Annotated in this window: 1 protein-coding gene; it reads right to left on the reverse strand. The window is 42.4% G+C overall.

Annotated features, from left to right (window positions below):
- Positions 1-413 (reverse strand): RNA-guided endonuclease TnpB family protein (locus NLX71_RS26455; RefSeq protein WP_254366783.1); only part of this gene is annotated, 413 nt, incomplete at both ends.

Genomic DNA, 413 nt, shown 5'->3' on the forward strand with positions numbered 1-413 from the left:
GGAATTTCTCGATGCTGCTTCATTTTTACAAGTTTCAGTTTCGGTAATTTGATACAGCCATCCAAGAGCATGATGTTTCCGTTGACCACATTCGTTGTATAGGACTGCTTTGCTTTGCGGCTTTTGAACTTCGGAAATTCAGCACGTCTGGAAAAGAAGTTTTGGTATGCCCTTTGCAGATGGAGCTGAGCGTTTGCTAACGCAAGGCTATCTACTTCCTTTAGCCAAGGATGCTCACTCTTATATTTTGCAGGCGTAGGCAACTTTTGTTTCTTCAACGCATCTGGATCATCCTTGAATTGCTCGTAGGTTTCCTTTCGTTCAGCCAACATTTTATTGTAAATAAAACGAACGCAACCGAAGGTTTTTGCTAGCAGTTGTTCTTGTTGAGGCGTTGGGTACAATCGGAACTT

The sequence above is a fragment of the Paenibacillus sp. MZ04-78.2 genome, assembly GCF_024213375.1.
Taxonomy (GTDB): Bacteria; Bacillota; Bacilli; order Paenibacillales; family NBRC-103111; genus Paenibacillus_G.